Raw genomic sequence first — 21636 nt, forward strand, 5'->3', positions numbered from 1 at the left:
TAAGAAGACGTTGTTTTCTTGGGCGATGTTGAAGCGGGGTGCCCGTAATGCTTCTCATGTCTCGCGTCTTCAGTCCAAAGTCTAATTTACAGAAATGCCCGCTCCCCACGCGATTACTAAAACCCTGGCACTGCCCGACGGCCGCCAGATTTCAATTGAAACCGGCAAGCTGGCCAAATTCGCCGATGGTGCCGTAGTGGTTCGCCTGGGCGATACCATGCTGCTGGCCACTGTCGTGTCGGCCCCAAGCCAGCGCGATGGCGTAGACTTCCTGCCGCTCTCGGTTGACTATCAGGAAAAATTTGGCTCGGCCGGTAAGATTCCCGGCTCGTTTCAGCGCCGCGAAGGCCGTCTGAGCGACTACGAAATCCTGATTTGCCGCCTCGTGGACCGCATTCTGCGGCCCATGTTTCCCAAGGACTATCACTACGAGGTGCAGGTAATGATTACCCTTATCTCGGCTGATAAAGAAGTGCAGCCCGATGCCCTAGCCGCGCTGGCTGCTTCGGCTGCGCTCTCGATTTCGGATATTCCGTTCGCCGGCCCGATTTCGGAGGTTCGCGTGGCCCGTATCGACGGTCAGTTCCAGATTAACCCCAAAACCAGCGACCTGGCTCGCGCCGATATGGACCTCATCGTAGGGGCCACCGGCGACTCGGTAGCCATGGTGGAAGGCGAGATGAACGAGGTGAGCGAGGAAGAGATGGTGGCCGCTATTGCCTTTGCGCACGAAGCCATTAAGGCCCAGGTGCAGCTGCAAAAGGACCTGGCTGCGGCCGTGGGCCGCACGGCCGACTCGCCCACCCGCGAGTACCCAAAATACGAGGAGAACGAGGAGCTGAAAAAGCGTATTCAGCAAGGCATCTACCAGGGTGCCTACGACGTAGCCCGCTCGGGCAACACGAGCAAAGGCGGCCGCAAGGAAGGCTTCTCGCAAGTGAAAAAAGCTTTCCTGGAGCAGCTCGTAGCCGAGCAGCCCGAGCTGGATATGAAGCAGTTCAGCCGCTACTACTCGTCGGCTGAGAAGAAGGCTATCCGCGACATGATGGTGAAGGAGCGCGTGCGCCTCGACGGCCGCCAGCTCACCGAAATCCGCCCCATCTGGTCAGAAATCAACTACCTGCCGGGTGCGCACGGTTCGGCCATCTTCACGCGCGGTGAAACCCAGAGCCTGACCACGGCCACGCTGGGCACCAAGCTCGATGAGCAGATTGTGGACCAGCCCCTGACCAAGGGCTACTCGAAATTCATGCTGCACTACAACTTCCCCGGTTTCTCGACCGGCGAGGTGAAGCCCAACCGGGGGGCCGGCCGCCGCGAAATCGGCCACGGCAACCTGGCTGCCCGCTCGCTGAAGCGGGTATTGCCCCCCGATGAGGAAAACCCCTATACCATCCGCATTGTGTCGGACATTCTGGAGTCGAATGGCTCTAGCTCGATGGCCACCGTATGTGCCGGCTCGCTGGCCCTGATGGATGCCGGCGTGAAGGTGCGCGCTGCCGTAGCCGGCATCGCCATGGGCCTCGTGCAGGACAAGGAAACCGGCGAGTACGCCGTGCTTTCGGACATCCTGGGCGATGAGGACCACCTCGGCGACATGGACTTTAAGGTAACCGGCACGGAAAAAGGTATTTGTGCCTGCCAGATGGATATCAAAATTCAGGGTCTGAGCAATGAGATTCTGACCGCCGCCCTGCACCAGGCCCGGGAAGGCCGCCTGCATATATTGGGCGAGATGGCCAAGACCATCGCTGCGCCGGCGGCTGAGCTGAAGGCGCATACGCCACGCTCGCACAAGATGCTGATTGACAAAGAGTTTATCGGCGCGGTAATCGGGCCGGGCGGTAAAGTCATTCAGCAGATTCAGAAAGACACCAATGCCACGGTAATCATCGAGGAGAAGGACGAGAAAGGCCACGTAAGCATCTACGCCTCCAACCAGACGGATATGCAGGGCGCCATCGACCGTATCCGGGCGATTGCCGCGCAGCCCGAAGTGGGCGAAACCTACAAAGGCAAGGTGCGCAGCATTCAGCCCTACGGCGCATTCGTGGAGATTATGCCAGGTAAGGATGGTCTGCTGCACATTTCGGAAGTAACCCACGAGCGCATCGCCTCGCTCGAAGGCGTGCTCGAAGTTGGGCAGGAGATTGACGTGAAGCTGGTGGACATCGACAAGAAAACCGGCAAGTATCGCCTCTCGCGCAAAGTGCTGCTCGAAAAGCAGGCGTAATATTTGAGTAAGCAGAAGTGGGGAGGCAGAAAGGATAAACGAAGGCGTTAGCTACTAGCGCTTTGCTCTTCTTAGCCTGCTTCCCCGCTTCATAAGCTCGCCAGCAAACGGCCTAAAAGAACTTTCGCTCGTATAGCATTGTTGTTTCCGGCTGAGCTGGTGAGAGGCTGGTCAGCCCATTATCTTCCGATTAACTCCCTTATAATTACCTAGTTAGCGCCGTTACCGATGAGACAGCTAAAAATCAGCAAGCAGATTACCAACCGCGAAAGCCAGTCGCTGGATAAATACCTCCAGGAGATTGGTAAAGTGGACCTGCTGACACCCGACGAGGAGGTGACGCTGGCGCAGCGCATCCGCGACGGAGACCAGAAAGCACTTGAGAAGTTGACCAAGGCTAACCTGCGCTTTGTAGTGTCGGTAGCCAAACAATATCAGAACCAGGGTCTTAGCCTCGGTGACCTCATCAATGAGGGCAACCTCGGCCTTATTAAAGCAGCCAAGCGCTTTGACGAGACCCGGGGCTTTAAATTCATTTCGTACGCCGTTTGGTGGATTCGCCAGAGCATTCTGCAGGCCCTGGCCGAGCAGAGCCGCATTGTGCGCCTGCCGCTGAATCGGGTAGGCTCGCTGAATAAAATCAGCAAGTCGTTCTCCGAGCTGGAGCAAAAGTTTGAGCGGGAGCCTTCTCCTGAGGAAATCGCTGAAGTCCTGGAGCTTACGACCTCCGAGGTGGTGGACACCCTGAAAATCTCGGGCCGTCACGTATCGGTCGATGCGCCGTTTGTGCAGGGCGAAGAAAACCGTTTGCTCGACGTGCTCGAAAATGAGGACGAAGAGACGCCCGACTCGGGCCTGATGAACGACTCGCTGCGCAAGGAAGTGCAACGCGCGCTCTCGACGCTCACCAAGCGCGAAGCCGACGTGATTACCCTCTATTTCGGGTTGAACGGCGAAGCGGCCCTGACCCTGGAAGAAATCGGCGAGAAGTTTAATCTGACCCGTGAGCGGGTGCGTCAGATAAAGGAAAAAGCCATTCGCCGCCTGCGCCATACCTCGCGCTCGAAGGCCCTGAAGCCTTATCTGGGCTAATTTCTACGTAAATTTGAGACGTTAAAACCCCGGCCGTGAGGTTGGGGTTTTTTGTAGGGTAAGCTTTAGCTTGCCGTAGCAGAATACCGGGATTTACTAAAAAACGGCACGCTGAAGCCTGCCTTACTCATGGAACATATTCATTGCCTGATTATTGGTTCGGGTCCGGCGGGGTACACGGCCGCCATCTATGCAGCCCGCGCCGGGTTGAAGCCGGTGATGTACCAGGGCTTGCAGCCCGGTGGCCAGCTCACTATCACCAACGACGTGGAGAATTTTCCGGGTTACCCGGATGGCGTGATGGGACCAGAAATGATGGAAGACCTCAAGAAGCAGGCGGCGCGCTTCGGCACGGATATCCGCTATGGTATTGCTACGAAAGTGGATTTCTCGGGTCATCCGCACAAAATCACGATTGATGAGGTGACGCAGCTGACGGCCGACTCGGTTATTATTGCCACCGGCGCTTCGGCCAAGTGGCTGGGCCTGCCCTCGGAAGCCCGGCTGAATGGCGCGGGCGTATCGGCCTGCGCCGTCTGCGACGGCTTTTTTTACCGGGGCAAGGAAGTGGCGATTGTGGGAGCCGGCGACACGGCCGCCGAGGAAGCCAACTACCTGGCCAATCTATGCACAAAAGTATATATGCTGGTGCGCAAGGATGCCATGCGGGCTTCTAAAATCATGCAGCAGCGGGTATTGAACAATCCCAAGATTGAAGTGCTTTTTGACACGGCCACCGAGGAGATACTGGGCGAGCACGCCGTAGAGGCAGTACGGGTTAAAAACCTGGTGACGCACGAAACGCGGGAAATTCCCGTTCATGGCTTTTTCGTGGCAATCGGCCACGAGCCGAATTCCATGATTTTTCAGGACTACCTGCACCACGACGAGCAGGGCTATCTCAAAACAATACCTGGCACCGCTAAAACCAACGTCGATGGGGTGTTTGCCTGCGGCGACGTGCAGGACTTTACCTACCGGCAGGCCGTAACGGCCGCCGGCTCGGGCTGCATGGCTGCGCTCGATGCCGAGCGCTACCTGGCCGGCCTGGTCGGCTAAGCTGGTGCGGAGGTAGCTGGCCGGGCCAGTGCGCCCGCTTCTTTTTTGCTAACGTTCGGTTGTGGTCTGTTCAGCGGGCTACGGCCGCCATTTTGGCTTTCGTTTGATATTCCCCAAGCTCTTTGTGCGTCTGCCCGCGCTTTTGCTGCTCCTGGCCTGCTGGTTGGGGGCCGGCACGCCCGTGCAGGCGCAGCGCCACCGCAAGGTGCCGCCGCCCAAGGCACGCGCCGGCACGCCCCGCAGTCGCGACTTCTTCCGGCTTCGTACGCCCACCATGCGCTACGTAAAGCCCGACACTACCACGATTATTGAGACGGAGGAAATGCCCGACGACAAGTCGGACGCCGCTAAGTCGATATTCAACCCGGCCCGCAAGCTCAGCATTGTGAGCGAGGATACGACCACGCTCAACGAGGGCGGGCAGGAGATTGTGGAGATGTCGGACGAAGTGCTTATCGACTCGTCGTGGGTGAAGGTGGCCGGCTATTATGCCATCTGGGATACGCACAACATCAACCCCTACCGGGTAGATGGCCGGCGCATCCGCGATACCCTGACGCTAAAGCTCGTGGACCCGGCCCGGCAGCATTATGCCAAGATGCCGCTGCTGAAAACGCCCATTACCTCGGGCTTCACGTTTCGGTGGGGGCGCTGGCACTTTGGCGTCGACCTCGACCTGGAAACCGGTGATTCGGTGCGGGCTGCCTTCGACGGGGTTATTCGCATCAGTAAGTGGGATGGCGGCGGCTACGGCAACTACCTGCTGGTGCGCCACTACAATGGTCTGGAAACGTTGTATGGCCACCTGAGTAAGCCATTGCTACCGGTAGGTACTTTTGTGAAGGCCGGCCAGGTAATAGGGCTGGGCGGCAGCACGGGGCGCAGCACCGGCTCGCACCTGCACTTTGAGGTGCGCTACGAGGGTAATCCTATCAACCCAACGTACATGTACGACTTCCCAGACTATAAGCTGCGGGGCGAAACATTTACGATTACCTCGGCGCTGTTCAACTATTACAGCCAGGCCCTGCGCCGGGGGCACCGAAGCCACGGCGAGCCCACGGCCGCGCGGCGCGTCGCTACGCATAAGGTGCGGCAGGGTGATACCCTGTCGGAGATTGCCGACCGCTACGGGGTGCGCGTAAGCACGCTCAAACGGTTGAACCCCGGTCTGCGTAGCACCTTGCAGCCGGGCAAAAAGCTACGGATAAAGTAGTTGAAAATGTATCATCAGCACGCAAATGCCCGGTTAACCGTACTGGATAACCGGGCATTTGCCTAACAGGCGGTAGCAGGCCAAGGCCTAGCGGCCATTCACCCGCTCACGGCGAATCTGGCGGCTGTCGTGGTTAAGCTCGCCTTGCAGCTGGCGGCGCTCACCGGTGGTGAGACGGCCCCCGTTAGCCCGGCGCTCGGCATGCTCCTGCGCTTTCAGGCCTTTTTCTTCCCCGCGCAGCTGGCGCGCCTCACGGCGGTTAAGCTGCCCGTCGGCCCGGCCGGCGGCGATGCGCTCGCGCTGATTATCAACGCGCTGGTTGATGTTCTGAGCGTGGCTGGCGCTGGTTGCGGCCAGGGCTAAGCCGCAGGTAAGCAGCAACAAAGACTTTTTCATAAGAAGGAAAAAGGAAAAAGGTGAGTGGGGTGCGTGATGGTAATTTGATGCAGAAAAAACGGGGAAGTTTAAAGCCGCCTGGTAAAAAGCGATGAGTAGTAGGCAGCCTTAGTCTACTGACTTAGGGCAAGGGCGTTCCCGCTGCTGGTATCTTTGTGCGAGGTGAATGGTAGTTTTTTATTCACTTCTTACTTTCTATGAAACTAGCTATTCTGGCCCTGGGCGCTCACCCCGACGATGTGGAGATGTCGTGCTCGGGCACGCTGCTGGCCGCCGTGGCGGCGGGTAAAAAAGTGGGCATCGTTGACTTCACGCGGGGCGAGCTGGGCACGCGGGGCACGCCCGAGATTCGGGCCGCCGAATCGGCGGCGGCCAGCCAGATTTTGCAGCTCAGCGTACGCGAAAACCTGGGCTTGCCCGACGGGTTTTTCAGGAATGACCGCGAGCATCAGCTGCCGCTTATTGCGGCTATTCGGCGCTATCAGCCCGATATCGTGTTGTGCAACGCTGTATCGGACCGGCACCCCGACCACGGGCGCGGCGCGCAGCTGGCTACGGAAGCCTGCTTTCTGAGCGGCCTGCGCATGATTGAGACACTGGGCGAAGACGGACAGCCCCAGGCGGCCTGGCGGCCCAGGCACGTGTACCACTACATTCAGGACCGCCAGATTCCGGCCGATTTCGTGGTGGATATTACGCCCCACTGGGCTGGTAAATGGGCGGCAATCAACGCCTATGGCACGCAGTTTTTCAATCCTAATGCCGACCCGACCGCGCCGCAGACTTACCTGTCGGGTCAGACGTTTGCGCACTTTATGGAGGCCCGCGCCCGGGAGTTCGGGCACTTGATAGGCGTGGAGTTTGGCGAAGGCTATACCGTGGAGCGCACGCTGGGCGTGCAGGAGCTGGGGGACCTGATTTAAGAAAGCAAGCTAAAAAGAACGTCATGCCAACCGGAGGAAAGCATGACGTTCTTTTTAGCCTGGCTTACTACTGCCGGACCTTACACCTTTACCGGGGCCCGCTCGGCGCGGGTGGCGGCGGCTGGTACGGGGTCCTGGGCTTGCTCGGGCGGGTCGCGCAGCAGGTCGTGGGTGGCGGTGGCGGGCTTGATGGTAAGCGGTACTTTCTCCAGGGCTACGTCGCTGGTATCGAGGCCGAAAAGCTGCTGGTCGGAGATGGCGAAGCGGTTGATGAAGAAGTAGCCGTTCAGGATAAAGCGCTCGCGGAAGCTGAGCTGGTTATCGTAGCTCAGCACTTTTTCGAGCACCACGAAGCGGAAATCGCCGGGCAGCTGGTAGCGGGCCAGCGAGTCGTAGCGCGAGGTAATATCAAGCTCGCCCTGGGCGCTCATCTGTTCCAGCACGCGGCGAAACAGCAGGTTCAGGCGCGGCTGCACCCGGAAGCCCAGCCGGAAGTTGATTTTGTACGCCACGCCCGGCACCAGCTCCTCCACCGAGTAGCGGGTGGCGTAGGGCTCGGTAAGAATGCTCATGTTGATAAACCAGTAGCGGTCAGCCCGTTTGGGCTGCTTGCGCAGAATGGAGTACATGATTTCATTCTCCAGCTCGCCGGGCTTTTTGCTGTGGGTGAGGTACACCAGGTTGGAGGCGTACTTGGTCACCGACGCATCCTGGCTCAGCTCCAGCAGGGTGGGCCGGGTGCCGGCCACCGACACCAGGCTCAGCAGATTGTTCTTGATTTCGCGGCCCCGGTAGCCCACGTACATCATAAAAATCAGGCCCCACTCAAATACCAGGATGCCGAGCCGGTTGAGCAGCTTGGTAATGTTGGCAATCAGGAATGAAGTTTCGACGGTGAAAAATACCAGCATAATCAGCGTCACTACCGGGATGGCCCAGTGCTTGACGCCGCGCAAATATTGCGAAAGCAATATACTTGTCATCAGCATGGCTACCGTAATGCTGAAGCCATAGGCGGCCGTCATGGCCTCCGAGGTTTTAAACCACAGCTGCACGCACACGCAGCCAAACCACAGCAGCCAGTTGATGCTGGGCACGTAAATCTGCCCGCGCTGGTCGGTCGGGAACAACACCCGCACCTTGGGCCAGAAACGCAGGCTAACGGCTTCGGAGATAAGCGTGTAAGAGCCCGAAATAAGCGCCTGCGAGGCGATAATAGTCGCCATCGTGGCCAGGATGATAAGCGGCACAATGGCCCACTGCGGCGCAATCATAAAAAACGGGTTCTGGTTGCTGGCCAGCGAGTGGCCCAGCTGACCCATCGTCCAGGCCGCCTGGCCCAAGTAGTTGAGCACCAGCGCAGTCTTTACAAAAACCCAGGAAGCCCGGATGTTCTTGCGGCCGCAGTGGCCCAGGTCAGAATACAGTGCCTCGGCGCCGGTGGTGCACAGAAATACCGCGCCCAGCAGCCAGAAGCCCTTCGGATATTCGGTGAGCAGGCGAATGGCATACACCGGGTTGAGGGCCGCCAGCACGCCCGGATGATGCACAATCTGGCTGAGGCCCAGCGCGCCGATAACTGAAAACCAGAGCAGCATAATCGGCCCGAAAGCCGCGCCAACTATCTTGGTGCCAAACTGCTGAAAGGCAAAGAGCAGCGTAATAATAACGATGACAATGAGCACAATCGTCTCCGTATTAAGGGCCGGGTAGAGGATTTTGAGCCCTTCGATGGCCGACGTAACCGAGATGGGCGGCGTAATAATGCCATCGGCCAGCAGCGTGCCCGCCCCGATAATGGCCGGAAACAGCAGCCAGTGCCCGCGCTTTTTTACCAGCGAAAAGAGCGAAAAAATGCCGCCCTCGCCGTGGTTATCGGCTTCTAATGTTAATAGAATATATTTAATGGTTGTCTGAAGCGTGAGCGTCCAGAAAACGGCCGACACGCCGCCGTACACCAGCAGCTCGCTTACCGGCCGCTCGCCGATGATGGTTTGGAACACGTAGAGCGGCGAGGTGCCGATATCACCGAAGATGATGCCCAGCGTGACCAGCAGACCGGCCGCCGACACGCGGCGCAGGTGAATGTTGTCTTCGGTAGGTAAAGCCGACATGAGAAAAGTTTACTGGTTGATTAGCACTAATTTGATGACTGACGTGTGGGTGTCCAGCTACTCCGCCACGGGCAGCGTGAAGAAGAAGGTGCTGCCTTGCCCCAGACTGCTTTCGACGCCCAGCTCGCCGCCCTGGCTGGTAATAAATTCGCGGGAGATGCTCAGGCCCAGGCCGGTGCCGGGGCTGCCGGTCGGAGCCGAGGGCCCTTGGGTGAAGCGCTCGAAAATGCGCTGCTGGTCTTCGCTGGCAATGCCAGGGCCGTGGTCCTGCACCTGAATACGCACGGCGCGGTGGTCGGGGGTGGGCGCGGCGCTGAGGCAAATCTGACCCTGCTCGGGCGAATAGCGCACGGCATTCACCAGCAGGTTGAGCAGGACCCAGGCCGTCTTTTCGAGGTCGGCCTGCACGGGTGGCAGGTCGGCGGGCAGCTGGGTTTGTAGGGTAAGGTGGCGGGCCCGCAGCTGAAGCTGGAGCGGCGTGGTGGCCGCCGCCACCAGGGCAGCGATGGCCGTAGGGCGCCGGTCGAGGGCAATGCTTTCGCCTACGCCCAGGCGGGCCACCGTCAGCAGTTCGCCCACGATGTGCAGCAGGCGCTGGTTTTCTTCTTTTATCGTACTCACCAGCTCCTGCTGCTCGGCGTTGAGGCTACCCACGCGCGGGTCGTGCAAAAGCTTGAGATTGAAGTTGATGCTGGAAAGCGGCGTTTTCAGCTCGTGCGATACGGTGGCCAGAAAGTTAGACTTGGTCTGGTCGAGCTGCCGGAAGGCCGACACGTTGCGCAGGGCCAGCACCGTGCCAATGGCTTCCATCTGGTCGCGGGCCTCGTTGAAGGCCACGGCCTCGTGCACCGAGAGCTGGTAATAGGCCGGGGTGCCATCGGGGGCGGGGAGGGCAAGGGCAACGGGGCTGGCCGGCCGCTGGGCTACCGGCAACAGCACGGGTGCCAACAACTCGTTAAACAGCGAGTTAGTGGCCGCCAGCTCAGTAGCCGGGCGGCCCAGAACCTGGCTTTCGGGCAAGCCAAGCAGGGTGCAGGCCGCCGGGTTGGCCACGAGCACGCGCCGGCTCGGGTCGAGCAGAAACAGCGGCTCGCTGAGCGTTTGCACGAGCCCGCTGGTGCGGTTGCGCTCGGTTACGAGGTCGGCCAAGCTGTGGGTGCGCGTATCCTGCACGTGCACCAGCAGGCGGTTGAAGGCGGCCGTAAGCTGCCCCACTTCGTCGGTACTCTCGATGGGTACGGTGGCCGCGAAGTTGGTGCGGGTGGCATAGTCGAGGCTGGCGGCCAGCTTGCGCAGCCCCCCAACGGCCGCCTGCGGCACGCTGCCCACCAGCATCAGGCCCACGAGCGTGCTCAGCACGCTGAACAGCAGCAGGTAGTCTTTGGCCTGGGCCGCCGTGTGCATGGCCTGCGCATTTTTGCGCGTCAGAGCCGCCATGTTGAGCGCCACCATGCGGTGGGTGAGCTGCCGCAGCTGCAGCTGGCTGGCGGCGGGAGCCGGGCCGGGGTAGCGGCCCAGCGTTTGGGTAAGGCTATCGACCAGGCGGCGCTCGCCGGGCTCGGTGATGTTGCCGGCCTCGCGGCCCAGCAGCGAGCGCAGGCGGCCCAGCGCCGATGAAGTCGGGCCGGCTTCCAGCGCATCTATCGCCTCCAGCATGCCCTGGCCCAGCTGCACCGAGTAAAAGTTGTCCTGCAAGACGGCCCGATTGGACCGGTCGAGCCGGCCCAGGGTGGCAAATGCGTAAAAAGCAATGCCCAGCAGCAACCCCAGCATGGCCAGAAATCCCAGGGTTATTTTAGCTTGAAGACGCATAATGGCCGCCGGCAAACACTGATATTTCGGTGCCGGACAACCCATGTCTGCGAAAGGTGGGCCTTAGTAGTCAGTATTCTTGATAAATAATGATGCTGCCTGATAATCAAGATGATAATTTAAGAAGAGGACCAGTGGGCGGGGCATCAGCAATTTCCGAGTGAGTCATTTTGACCCGGTGGCCACGTCAGAATGAGCTACCATAAGTGGGCGGCTACTCGCCGGTTTTCAGGCCATATTCCTCAATCTTGCGGTAAAGCGTCTTCACCCCAATACCGAGCTGGCGGGCGGCTTCCATCTTATTGCCGCCGGTTTCGCGCAGCACCTGGCCAATGTGGCGGGCTTCCACGGCGCGCAGGCTGCGGTCGGCGGGGTCGGCCAGGGCGGGCGCGGGGAGGTGCTGGAGCTCGGGCGGCAGGTCGTCGAGGGTCAGCGGCTGATTGTCAGTGGCCAGGATGGCGGCGCGCTCCAGCACGTTTTTCAGCTCGCGCACATTGCCCGGCCACGGGTAGCGGCTCAGGCGAGTGAGCGCATCGGCCTCGAAACCCGGCAGGCGCTTGCGCAGCTTAGCGGCGAAGAGGCGCAGAAAGTGCCGGGCCAGTGGGGCCACATCGTCGGGCCGGGCGCTGAGCGGTGGCACGGCCAGCTCAAACACGGATAAGCGATAGTATAAATCGGCCCGGAAATGCCCTTCGGCGGCTTCCTGGCGCAGGTTGCGGTTGGTAGCCGCCACCAGCCGCACGTTTACCTTCGTGGGCTTCGTGTCGCCGAGCTTGGTAAACTCCTGGGTTTCGAGCACCCGCAAAAACTTCGCCTGGACGGCCAGCTCCAGCTCACCGATTTCGTCCAGAAATAAAGTGCCGCCGTTGGCTTCTTCCAGCAAGCCCTTCTTATCGGCCAGCGCCCCGGTGAAGGCCCCTTTCTTGTAGCCAAACAGCTCCGATTCGAGCAAATCTTTGGGAAAGGCGCTGCAATTGACCGCCACAAACGCCTTGCCACGCCGCCCGCTGGCCTGGTGAATGGCCTGGGCAAACAGCTCCTTACCCGCGCCGGTGGGGCCTTCGAGCAGCACCGTGGAGTCGGTGGGCGCCACGCGCTCGGCCAGTGCCCGGGCTTTCGCCAGGGCGGCCGAGCCGCCAATCATAGAGGAAAAAGTATATTGCTGGCCGACCTGCTTTTCCAGCTCGGCCACGCGGCGGCGCAGCTGGGCTTTTTCCACGGCGCGGGCCACCACCACAATAAGCTGGTCGTCAGAGTCGCCTTTGGTGAGGTAGTCAAAGGCGCCCTGCTTCATGGCCTGCACGCTGTCGGGCACGGTGCCGTAGGCCGTAAGCAGGATAATTTCGGCCAATGGCGCGGCGGCCTGGTAGCGGGGCAGCAGGGCCACGCCGTGGCCATCGGGCAGCTTTACATCAGAAAGAATAACGGCGATTTCCCCGGCGTGCTCGGCTAGTAATTGCAGGCCGCGCCGGGCATCCGGGGCTTGCAGTACGGTATAGCCTTCCAGCTCCAGCACCCGCGCCAGCACCTGGCGCAGGCGGTTTTCGTCGTCGATGAGCAGCAGGGTAGGTTGGGCCATGCAGCAAAGGTCAGTAGCGCAAGCTTGGCAGCCAGTATGGCGAACAATGCTAACGCAAATTTCCGGTCTGGGTACAATTTAGCTGGTGCGGGCTGCCGGCTTTTCGCCGGCGGTTCGCTCTTTAGCAGAACAAGCGGCGCGCACGAAGAGTGGACCGCCGGCCCAAAGCCGGCAGCCCGCCTGGTACCCGGCTTTGGAAGCGGCTCTGGTTGAACTGATAGTGAGCCGCCAGCTTCCCGGGTGCTTACAGCCGCAGCAGCTGGTCGGCGTTTTTATAAGCGAGCCTGGCAATATCGGCGGGCGCCATTTGTAGTCCGGCCAGAAACTCGTGGCCGGGCTGGTTGGGGGCGTAGGGATAATCTATCGAAAACAGGATATTATCCAGCCCAAACGTTGCCAGAGCTGCCTCCAGTGGCGGACGCGTAAAGATGCCGCTGGTGGTAAGGTACACCTGGTCGCGCAGCGTTTGGCTGATGCTGCGCGGCAGCTGGGTTTGGTCGGCGGGCATGGTCATATCGGCGCGGGCCATCATTACGGGCAGCATCTCGCCCATGTGGCCGATGAGAAGCTTAAGACGCGGATACTTTTCCAGCGTGCCGCTCAGAATGAGGCGCAGTATGTGAATGGCCGTTTCGGCGTGCCAGCCGAAGCCGGCCATACTCAGGCGCTCGCCCAGCTCGTGGGGCAGGTTGCTGTAATACGCGGCCCGTACGGGGGCCGGCGGCACGCCGGGATGCAGATAGAGCGGCACGCCGAGCGCTTCGGCCCGTGCCAGCAGCGGCGCAAACTGCGGCGCGTCGAGAAACTGGCCCTGGGTGGTGCCATTTAGCATGGCGCCGCGAAACTGGTGCGTTTCTACCGTGCGCGCCAGCTCATCGGCCGCCGCCGGTGGGTTGGTCATGGGCAGGTGGGCAAAGCCAAAGAAACGGTCGGGATGCCGGGCAATGGCGGTAGCCAGCCGGTCGTTGTACTCGCGGGCAAAGGCCGGGCTTTCGGCGGGCGGCAGCAGCTCGGCCCCCGGCCCCGATACCGACAATACCTGCACGGTAATACCCGCCTCGTCCATTAAGCGCAGGCGCTCGGGGCCGATTTCGGCCAGCTTGCGCTGCTGCTCGCGCACCGGCGAATGGGGATTGTTGCTGGATGGCCAGCCGGCTTGCTGGCGGGCTGCCAGCGGCACCCGCTCAACCATATCGGGAAAGGAAATGTGCTCTTCGAGCGTAACGATGCGCTGGGGCAGGGCAGGAGCAGGCATAAGTAATTCAGAAAGTCAGGTTCCTGCAAACGGGCCCACCGGCCCAAGTGTTGCCGCCGGTTGCAGACCAGCCAGCGGCTTGCGACGGCACCCGCTGGAACGAAAAGGAACTATTTCCGTTTTTTAAGGAAATAGTTCCTACTTTTGGCAGTAGCCACCAGCTCCTTTACCGCAATGCTTGCTCCTATTCACGCGCATACGGGTTTGCCCGCCGCCCTCGCCAGCCTCGAAGAAGTGCTGACCGATGCCTTTGCGCTCGTGATGCAGGCGCGTAGCGGCGTGCCGGCCAAAACGGCTTTTGCCGTGGCTAACCTTTTGCAGCTCAGCACCGATGAGCTGGCCGACCTGCTGCACACCACCACCAAAACCCTGCGTACGTACCGCGAGGCCAACAAGCGCCTGGCCCCCGCCGCCAGCGAGCAGGTGCTGAAGCTGCTGGCGCTGGCCCGCCAGGGCAGTGAGGTATTTGGTGAGCCCACGGCGTTTCGGCGCTGGCTGGGCAAGCCGGCCTACGGCCTCGCTAACCAGCCCCCGCTGGCCCTGCTGCAAACCAGCGGCGGCATCGACCTGGTGGCCGAGGAAGTGAGCCGCATTGCCTACGGCGATTTCGCCTAGCTTGGCTGCTGAGTGGAAATCTATCGCATCTGCCTGGCCAAGTACGCCGGCGAGCTGGTCGCCTCCGGCAACCCCGGCCGGTGGAATTTACGCGGGCAGTTCGTACTCTACGCGGCGGGCAGCCGGGCGCTGGCCTGCCTCGAAAACGTGGTGCACCGCAGCGGCGAGGGCCTGAATAACCGGTTCAAGGTCATTCGGATAGAAGTGCCCGATAACCTATTAGTTGAAGACCTGCCGCTGGCCCAGCTGCCGCCCGACTGGCAGCCCACGAGCGCCTACGCCCGCTGCCAGCCGCTGGGAGCCGACTGGTATCGCCGCCAGGCGGCGGCCGTGTTGCGGGTGCCTTCGTCTATCATCGCCCACGAGCACAACTACGTGCTCAACACCCGCCACCCCGATTTTGGGAAAGTACGCATCGTGGGCTGGGAAGACTTCGCTTTTGACCCGCGCATTAAAACCCCGGAGCCGGAATAGGAGTTGAGGTAGCGTTACGTCTTCCGGGCAAATCAAGAGTACCTTAGTAGCCTCTTTGTAGCTCGATATCTGTTCTTTCACATGCCCACCGCCCCCACCGCTTATACTCCAACCGCCGAGCCGGTTTCGCACCATGTGCGCGCCCGCCAGCTGCTTAAGGCGCACCCCGAGGTGAAGCGCCTGATGACCCGTAACACGACCACGGCCCTCATCACGGCCGGCTGCGTGGCGGTGCAGGTGGCCATGACCTACCTGCTGCACGGCCACGCCTGGTACTGGTCGCTGGCTGCGTCGTACCTGCTGGGGGCTTTTGTGTGCCATACGCTCTTCGTGATTGTGCACGAGGCCACGCACAACCTGGTTTTTAAAAGTCAGTGGGCCAATGCCGCTGTCGGTATTGCGGCCAACCTGCCGATGGTGATTCCGACGGCCATGAGCTTTCGCAAGTACCACCTCAAGCACCACTCGGCCCTTGGCCATTTCGACCACGATGCCGACCTGCCCGACCACTACGAGGCCCGGCTTATTCAGCACTATGCCATTGGTAAAGCCATCTGGCTGTTCTTTTTTCCGGTATTTCAGGTGGTGCGGACGTTCCGCTGCCGCAGCGTGGTGCCGTTCGATAAGTACATCGCGGCCAATTGGATAGCACAGATTCTGTTCAACGTGGGCATGTACCTGTGGCTGGGCCCGGCGGCGTTTCTATACCTGTTTTTCAGCTTCTGGTTTTCGGTGAGTCTGCATCCGGTAGGCGCCCGCTGGATTCAGGAGCACTACCTCGTGCTGAGCCCCGAGCAGGAAACCACCTCGTACTACGGTCGCCTCAACTCGGTGCACCTCAATATTGGCTACCACAACGAGCACCACGACCTGCCCGGCGTGCCGTGGAACAACCTGCCCAAGCTGCGCCAGCTGGCCCCCGAGTTTTACGAGCCGCTGCTGCACCATACCAGCTATACAAAAGTGCTGCTGCGCTTCCTGTTCGACCAGGAACTGTCGCTGTATTCGCGCCTGGTGCGCGGCCTGCCGGCCGAAAGCAAGCCTGCCCCTGTCGCCAATTAGCGCAGATTTCCGGTCCGGGTACAGCTTGGCTGGGGCGAGCTGCCGGCGTTGAGCCGGCGCTAGCTTTTCCGGTCAGTGTGGCGGCGCTGTCTTTTCCGAGCTCCTGAGCGGAAAGGACAGCGCCGCCACACTGACTGTTTTTATCTAAATTTATAAATATTATAATAATAGTATACTATAAAACAAGCTGGTGGTTTTGAAAAAAAGCGCTTATACTTGCCTTTCAAAGCCAGGCCAGTCCGCTGGCATTTTTTAAGAAAGACTACACAATCGATTGTGTGTTGCCAGCCTACTACCAGCCTGGTAGCGGCTTTTTAGTCTTAAGTTATTACGCATGCAGCTATCTTGCTACTGATTTCCTTTCGGCTTATGTCAAGTTCTTTCCAATTTGGCCTGCTCGCCACGGGGCTGGGTGGAGCGTTGCTGCTGGCGTCGTGCAGCTCGCAGCCCACGGCCCGCCAGCCCATTAGTACTCCCGCTGCCGCCGACTCGGTAGCCACTCAGCCTTCTTCTACGTCTATGCCCACTACCACTTCCTTCGGCAAAGCCAACGATGGCACCGAAACCCAGCTCTTTACCCTCACCAATGCCCACGGAATGCAGGCCAGCATCAGCACTTTCGGCGGCACGCTCACCAGCCTGCTCGTGCCCGACAAAGCCGGTAAGCTGAGTGATGTTATATTGGGTTTTGACGATATAAGCGGCTACCAGAGTCCCGCGTTTCGCAAGGCGAATCCTTATTTTGGGGCGCTCATCGGGCGCTACGGCAACCGCATTGCCCAGGGAAGATTCACGATTGACGGCCACGCGTACCAGGTGAGCGTAAACGACGGCCCCAACTCGCTGCACGGCGGCAAGGTCGGCTTCAACCAAAAAATATGGCAGGGCGAGGCCGGCACCTCGGCCGATGGCCAGACCGTTACGCTCCATTACCTGAGCCAGGATGGTGAGGAAGGCTACCCCGGCAACCTGCGGGTGTCGGTAGTGTACACCCTCACTGCCGACAACGCCCTGCGCATTGCCTACACCGCCACTACCGATAAGGCAACGCCCGTCAACCTCACCAACCATACGTATTTTAACCTGGCCCTGGGCCAAAGCAAGGACGTGCTGGCGCACCAAATGATTATTCCGGCCGACCGCTACACGGTGGTGGATGCCACGCTGATACCCACCGGCGAGCTGCGCCCGGTAAAAGGCACGCCCTTCGATTTTACGACGCCCCACGCCATTGGCGAGCGCCTGGCGCAGGTGCCCGGCGGCTACGACCACAACTGGGTGCTGAACAAGGCTAGCGGCCGCCATAGTGCCGCCACGGTGTACGAGCCCACCACCGGCCGCACCCTGGAGGTAACTACCGACGAGCCCGGTGTGCAGTTTTACACCGGCAATTTTCTCGATGGCTCCCTGACGGGCAAGGGGGGGATAGTGTACGGCAAGCACGCCGGCTTTTGCCTCGAAACCCAGCATTTCCCCGATTCGCCCAACCAGCCGAATTTTCCGAACACCGTGCTGAAGCCTGGCGAAACGTACCATACTGCCACCACCTACACATTTGGAGTGCGGAAGTAATTTTTTGAGGGGAAAAAGGTGAAAATGTGCTGCTGGTAACCAACGCAGTTACCAGCTTTGCTACAAGCTTCTCATTTCTCACATTTTACTCATTTTCACATCTTCACAGTTTAAAACGTGCCAGTACCAACTGCCTTGCCGGCCTACGTCATTGGCCTCGATTACGGCACCGACTCGGTGCGGGCGCTGCTGGTTGATGCCCGTACGGGGGCCGAAATGGCGCAAGCAGTTTACTACTACCCGCGTTGGAAGCAGGGCCAGTACTGCAACCCGGCCAAAAACCAGTTTCGCCAGCACCCGCTCGACCACCTCGAAGGCCTCGAAGCCACCGTGCGCGAAGTAGCCGCCCAGGTGCCCGCCGAGCAGATACTAGGGCTCGCCATCGACACCACCGGCTCGACGCCCGGCCCCGTAAACGCGCAGGGCCAGCTGCTGGGTATGTTGCCCGAGTTCGCCGACAATCCCAACGCGCTTTTTAACCTCTGGAAAGACCATACGGCCCTGGCCGAAGCCGCCGAAATCAACCACAAAGCCCGCACCTGGGGCGGCGAGGACTATACTAAATATGAAGGCGGCATCTATTCCTCGGAGTGGTTTTGGGCGAAAATTATGCACGTGGTGCGCGAAGACGCCGCCGTGGCCCAGGCTGCCCATTCCTGGATGGAGCACTGCGACTGGCTGACGCTGACGCTCACCGGCCAGCCGCTGGCCGGTTTCCGGCGCAGCCGCTGCGCCGCGGGCCACAAGGCTATGTGGCACGCGAGCTGGGGCGGTCTGCCGTCGGAAGAGTTTCTGACTTACCTCGACCCCCGGCTGGCCGGCTTACGCGGGCGGTTATTTACGGAAACGTACACCGCCGATAAGGTAGCCGGCCAGCTTTCGGCCGACTGGGCCCAGCGACTGGGCCTGACGACCGACACGGTCGTTGCCGTGGGCACGTTTGATGCCCACGCCGGGGCCGTGGCGGGGGAGATAACGCCTTACTCTATGGTGAAGGTGATGGGCACCAGCACCTGCGACATCGTGGTAGCGCCGATTGCCGAAGTGGGCGCCCACCTGGTGGCCGGCATTTGCGGGCAAGTCGATGGCTCGGTTATTCCCGGTATGCTGGGGCTGGAAGCCGGGCAGTCGGCCTTTGGCGACCTGCTGGCCTGGTTTCGGCAGCTACTCGAATGGCCCTTGCAGGCCGGGCTGAGGCAGTCGAAGGTGCTGAGCGCCGGGCAGCTGGCCGATTTTCGCCAGGAGCTGAGCGACAACCTGCTGCGCCAGCTCACCGAAGCAGCGGCTGAAGTAGACCCGGCCGACAGCCACGTGCTGGCCCTTGACTGGGTGAACGGCCGCCGCACGCCCGATGCCAACCAGGCCTTGAAAGGGGCCATTATGAACCTGACAATGGGCACCGCGGCCCCGCAGATTTTTCGGGCGCTGGTCGAGGCCATCTGCTACGGCTCGAAGCAGATTGTGGAGCGCTTCGAAAGCGAAGGCATCCCGATTAAACAGGTGATTGGCATTGGGGGCGTGGCCAAAAAATCGGCCTTCGTGATGCAGACGCTGACCGATGTGCTTGACCGGCCCATCCGGATTGCCGTGTCGGAGCAGGCTCCGGCGCTGGGCGCGGCCATGTACGCGGCTGTGGCAGCCGGCCTCTACCCCGATGTGCTGAGCGCGCAGCAAGCCCTGGGCAGCGGCTTTGCCGAAACCTACGGTCCCAACCCCGCCCGCGTGGCCGACTACGCCGCCCGCTACGCCCAGTACCAGGCTCTGGGCAGGTTTGTGGAATGCGCTGCAGGTGAAGCTGCCCCAGCCTGACGTAATTAATCGGTTGAAAATGAGTCAATACCAAGCCCTGAAAGAAACCTGCTACGAGGCCAATATGCAGCTGCCGGCCCTCGGGCTGGTGCTCTTTACCTTCGGCAACGCCAGCGTGGTTGACCGAGAACATAGTGTTTTTGCTATAAAGCCCAGCGGCGTGCCCTACGCCACGCTCAGGCCCGAGGACATCGTGATTGTCGATTTGGAGGGCAAGGTAGTGGAGGGCAGCAAGCGGCCCAGCAGCGACACCAAGACCCACGCGCTGCTCTTCCAGCAGTGGCCCCACATCGGGGGTATCGTGCACACGCACAGCACCTACGCCACGGCCTGGGCCCAGGCGCAGCTCGATATTCCCATTCTCGGCACGACTCACGCCGACCACCTTACGGTGGATGTGCCCTGTGCCCCACCCATGCGCGATGAGCTGATACTGGGCGACTACGAGCACCAGACCGGCTGGCAAATTATTCAGGAGTTCGAGAAGCGCGGCCTCTCGCCCCGCGAAGTGGAGATGATACTCGTGGGCAACCACGCGCCTTTTACCTGGGGCGACACCGTGGAGAAAGCCGTTTACAATAGCGCGGTGCTGGAAGAAGTGGCCCGGCTGGCCTACCTCAGCTGCACGCTGCGGCCCGGCGTGGCGCGCCTGAAAGACGCGCTGATTAACAAGCACTACGAGCGCAAGCACGGCGCTAATTCTTACTACGGGCAGTAGGGCCGTAGCGTGGACTCTGTGAGTCCGCGCGTTGTGCCGTTTGCCTATTTACCCCCTACGCGCGGGCTCACAGAGTTTACGCTACACTATCCCATCCCATGATTGACATTTCGCACTACGAAGCCTGGTTCATCACCGGGAGCCAGCACCTGTACGGTCCCGAAACGCTGGCGCAAGTAGCTCAGCATTCCCAGGAAATTGCCGCCGAATTGGGCACCAAACTGCCCATCAACATCGTGTACAAGCCGGTACTCACCGGTCCGCAGGAGATTTATAACCTCATGCAGGAGGCTAACACCACGGAAAAGTGCGTAGGCCTTATTGCCTGGATGCACACCTTCTCGCCGGCCAAGATGTGGATTAACGGCCTGAAAATCCTGCAAAAGCCGCTGGCCCACCTGCATACGCAGTTCAACCGCGATATTCCGTGGGCTGCTATCGACATGGACTTTATGAATACCAACCAGTCGGCGCACGGCGACCGCGAGTTTGGGTTCATCGGCACGCGTATGCGCCTGAGCCGCAAGGTAATAGTAGGCCACTGGCAGAGTGCCGACGTGCACGAGCGCCTCAGCATCTGGAGCCGGGTGGCCTGCGCCTGGGCCGACTGGCAGGGCGCGAAGTTCGTGCGCTTCGGCGACAACATGCGCTACGTAGCCGTAACGGAAGGCGACAAAGTCGAGGCCGAAATCAAGTTTGGCTACGAGGTGAATACTTACGGCATCGGCGACCTGGTGGCCGAGGTAAACGCCGTGACCGACGCGCAGGTGGACGAGCTGCTCGAAGTATATGAAAAAGAATATGAGCTGGCCGAAGCGCTAAGAGCCGGCGGGGCGCAGCGCGCGAGTCTGCGCGACGCCGCTCGCATCGAGCTGGGCCTGCGCAAGTTCCTGGCCGACCGCCAGGCCAAGGGCTTTACCGATACGTTCGAGGACTTGCACGGCCTGAAGCAGCTGCCCGGCATTGCCACCCAGCGCCTGATGGCCGAGGGCTACGGCTTCGGCGCCGAGGGCGACTGGAAAACGGCAGCGCTGGTGCGGGCCATGAAGGTAATGGGGGCCGGTTTGCCCGGCGGCAACTCGTTTATGGAGGATTATATCTATCATCTGGAGCCCGGCAACGAGCAGGTACTTGGCTCGCATATGCTCGAAATCTGCCCCAGCATTGCCGCCGGCCCGGTGCGCGCCGAGGTGCATCCGCTGGGCATCGGCGGCAAGCACGACCCCGTGCGCCTGGTGTTCAACTGCCCGGCCGGCCCGGCCCTGAACGCGACGATTATCGACCTGGGCAACCGCTTTCGCTTGATTGTGAATGAAGTAGAGGCTGTGCAGCCGGAACATGACTTACCCAGGCTGCCCGTAGCCCGCGTACTCTGGAAGGTAAAGCCCGACCTGGCTACCGGCGCGGCGGCCTGGATACTGGCGGGCGGCGCCCATCACACCGGCTATAGCCAGAACCTGACCGCCGAATATCTCGAAGACTTTGCCGAGATGGCCGGCATCGAGTTCGTCATTATCGACGCGGATACCAGGTTGCGGACGTTCAAGAACGAGCTGCGCTATAATGAGGTAGCTTTTAGAAGCTAGCCCGACCCCGCTTCACCAGCCTTACCCCGATTCCGAAATCGCTTTAGTGAAATGGTGGGATGGTAAGATTCAGCTTTATCAACAGAGGTGAATTATATGATTTAATATTTAATTTTTATTA

The 21636-nt window shown here is 60.5% G+C and carries 17 protein-coding genes; 12 read left to right on the forward strand and 5 right to left on the reverse strand.

Annotated elements, in window-relative coordinates:
- Window positions 1–94: 94 nt before the first annotated feature.
- The 4 genes from pnp (at window position 95) to F6X24_RS19340 (ending at window position 5600) form a co-directional block, all read left to right on the forward strand.
- On the forward strand, window positions 95–2233 hold the full coding sequence (pnp, locus tag F6X24_RS13245; RefSeq protein WP_151088450.1) for a polyribonucleotide nucleotidyltransferase: 2139 nt from the start codon (window positions 95–97) through the stop codon (window positions 2231–2233).
- A 228-nt stretch (window positions 2234–2461) separates the two neighbouring features.
- Complete coding sequence (locus F6X24_RS13250; protein WP_144842942.1) at window positions 2462–3325, forward strand: sigma-70 family RNA polymerase sigma factor; 864 nt, start codon at window positions 2462–2464, stop codon at window positions 3323–3325.
- Window positions 3326–3454: 129 nt separating this feature from the next.
- Complete coding sequence (gene trxB, locus F6X24_RS13255) at window positions 3455–4384, forward strand: thioredoxin-disulfide reductase (protein ID WP_151088451.1); 930 nt, start codon at window positions 3455–3457, stop codon at window positions 4382–4384.
- Between the two features lie 103 nt (window positions 4385–4487).
- A complete protein-coding gene (locus F6X24_RS19340; RefSeq protein ID WP_317132485.1) occupies window positions 4488–5600 on the forward strand; it encodes a peptidoglycan DD-metalloendopeptidase family protein in 1113 nt (370 codons plus the stop codon).
- 87 nt (window positions 5601–5687) lie between these two features.
- Here F6X24_RS19340 and F6X24_RS13265 read toward each other — a convergent pair whose 3' ends face one another.
- Window positions 5688–5996 carry a hypothetical protein gene (locus F6X24_RS13265; protein WP_151088452.1) on the reverse strand — a complete coding sequence of 103 codons (309 nt, stop codon included), beginning with the start codon at window positions 5994–5996 and terminating at the stop codon, window positions 5688–5690.
- A 197-nt stretch (window positions 5997–6193) separates the two neighbouring features.
- Here F6X24_RS13265 and bshB1 point away from each other — a divergent pair, with 197 nt between their 5' ends.
- Window positions 6194–6919 (forward strand): bacillithiol biosynthesis deacetylase BshB1, encoded by a 726-nt coding sequence (gene bshB1 / locus F6X24_RS13270; protein ID WP_151088453.1) that lies wholly within the window; start codon window positions 6194–6196, stop codon window positions 6917–6919.
- Between the two features lie 80 nt (window positions 6920–6999).
- Here bshB1 and F6X24_RS13275 read toward each other — a convergent pair whose 3' ends face one another.
- The 4 genes from F6X24_RS13275 to F6X24_RS13290 all read right to left on the reverse strand — a co-directional run bounded on the left by F6X24_RS13275 (window position 7000) and on the right by F6X24_RS13290 (window position 13679).
- Entirely contained in the window at window positions 7000–9033 is a 2034-nt protein-coding gene (locus tag F6X24_RS13275; protein WP_151088454.1) for a KUP/HAK/KT family potassium transporter, read from the reverse strand.
- Window positions 9034–9090: 57 nt separating this feature from the next.
- Window positions 9091–10845, reverse strand: coding sequence for a sensor histidine kinase (locus F6X24_RS13280; protein ID WP_191906325.1), 1755 nt, complete (start codon window positions 10843–10845; stop codon window positions 9091–9093).
- A 214-nt stretch (window positions 10846–11059) separates the two neighbouring features.
- Complete coding sequence (locus F6X24_RS13285) at window positions 11060–12424, reverse strand: sigma-54-dependent transcriptional regulator (protein ID WP_151088456.1); 1365 nt, start codon at window positions 12422–12424, stop codon at window positions 11060–11062.
- 244 nt (window positions 12425–12668) lie between these two features.
- Window positions 12669–13679 carry an amidohydrolase family protein gene (locus tag F6X24_RS13290; protein WP_151088457.1) on the reverse strand — a complete coding sequence of 337 codons (1011 nt, stop codon included), beginning with the start codon at window positions 13677–13679 and terminating at the stop codon, window positions 12669–12671.
- Window positions 13680–13853: 174 nt separating this feature from the next.
- Between F6X24_RS13290 and parS the strand changes: the two genes are divergently transcribed.
- From parS to araA, 7 genes are all read left to right on the forward strand, one after another.
- Window positions 13854–14294 (forward strand): type II RES/Xre toxin-antitoxin system antitoxin, encoded by a 441-nt coding sequence (parS, locus tag F6X24_RS13295; RefSeq protein ID WP_151088458.1) that lies wholly within the window; start codon window positions 13854–13856, stop codon window positions 14292–14294.
- Window positions 14295–14306: 12 nt separating this feature from the next.
- Window positions 14307–14768, forward strand: coding sequence for an RES family NAD+ phosphorylase (locus F6X24_RS13300; protein WP_151088459.1), 462 nt, complete (start codon window positions 14307–14309; stop codon window positions 14766–14768).
- Between the two features lie 81 nt (window positions 14769–14849).
- Window positions 14850–15830 (forward strand): fatty acid desaturase, encoded by a 981-nt coding sequence (locus tag F6X24_RS13305; RefSeq protein ID WP_151088460.1) that lies wholly within the window; start codon window positions 14850–14852, stop codon window positions 15828–15830.
- Window positions 15831–16199: 369 nt separating this feature from the next.
- Window positions 16200–17402 (forward strand): aldose epimerase family protein, encoded by a 1203-nt coding sequence (locus tag F6X24_RS13310; protein ID WP_151088461.1) that lies wholly within the window; start codon window positions 16200–16202, stop codon window positions 17400–17402.
- A 117-nt stretch (window positions 17403–17519) separates the two neighbouring features.
- The gene (locus tag F6X24_RS13315) at window positions 17520–19211 is read left to right on the forward strand and encodes a ribulokinase (protein ID WP_229725094.1); all 1692 of its coding nucleotides are present in this window, start codon (window positions 17520–17522) and stop codon (window positions 19209–19211) included.
- Window positions 19212–19230: 19 nt separating this feature from the next.
- A complete protein-coding gene (locus F6X24_RS13320; protein WP_151088462.1) occupies window positions 19231–19929 on the forward strand; it encodes an L-ribulose-5-phosphate 4-epimerase in 699 nt (232 codons plus the stop codon).
- Window positions 19930–20027: 98 nt separating this feature from the next.
- Window positions 20028–21515, forward strand: coding sequence for an L-arabinose isomerase (gene araA / locus F6X24_RS13325; protein ID WP_151088463.1), 1488 nt, complete (start codon window positions 20028–20030; stop codon window positions 21513–21515).
- Window positions 21516–21636 lie beyond the last annotated feature (121 nt).

It is taken from the genome of Hymenobacter baengnokdamensis, assembly GCF_008728635.1.
In the GTDB taxonomy this organism is placed as follows: domain Bacteria; phylum Bacteroidota; class Bacteroidia; order Cytophagales; family Hymenobacteraceae; genus Hymenobacter; species Hymenobacter baengnokdamensis.